1 protein-coding gene is annotated in these 541 nt (G+C 52.9%); it reads left to right on the forward strand.

The features are described 5' to 3' along the window. On the forward strand, positions 1–541 hold a 541-nt coding region (locus ACFQEU_RS17855), incomplete at both ends, for a substrate-binding domain-containing protein (protein ID WP_379784339.1).

The following is a 541-nucleotide window of genomic DNA, read 5'->3' on the forward strand; positions in this document are numbered from 1 at the left end:
TTTCGAAGACTCTCACCGCGCCGATGGATTAATTCTGTTGGGTTACGGTGTATACGATAGTTATGTCGAGCGATTAAAAAGCTTGCAAGAAGACGGCGCGCATTTTATTTGCTGGGGCGCAGTGCACAATGATCAACCCGGTTGCTCAATCGGGTGTAACAATGAAGAGGGTGGCTATTTAGCCGGCCAGCACTTGGTGGGCTTGGGGCGCAAGCGCATCGCTTTTTTTGGCGATGTGTCAGCGAACAGCCCAGAATTTAGCGCCCGCTACCGAGGCTTTTGCCGCGCCTTAACAGAGGCTAATATTGTTCACGCACCAGAGCTGTTAATCGCGGCGGAAACTATTGAGACGTTTGGGTTTGAGGCCGTGCAGCGTTTACAAGCTGATAACATACCTTTCGACGCCATTTTCGCCGCCTCGGACTTAATTGCCATTGGCGCCTTGCGCGCGTTGCAAAAGGCTGGCGTTAAAGTGGGGAGTGATGTCTCCGTGGTGGGCTTCGACGATATTCAGTCGGCCGCCTATATCACGCCATCGCTG

The organism is Halorubrum tibetense, assembly GCF_042661865.1.
GTDB lineage: Archaea > Halobacteriota > Halobacteria > Halobacteriales > Haloferacaceae > Halorubrum > Halorubrum tibetense.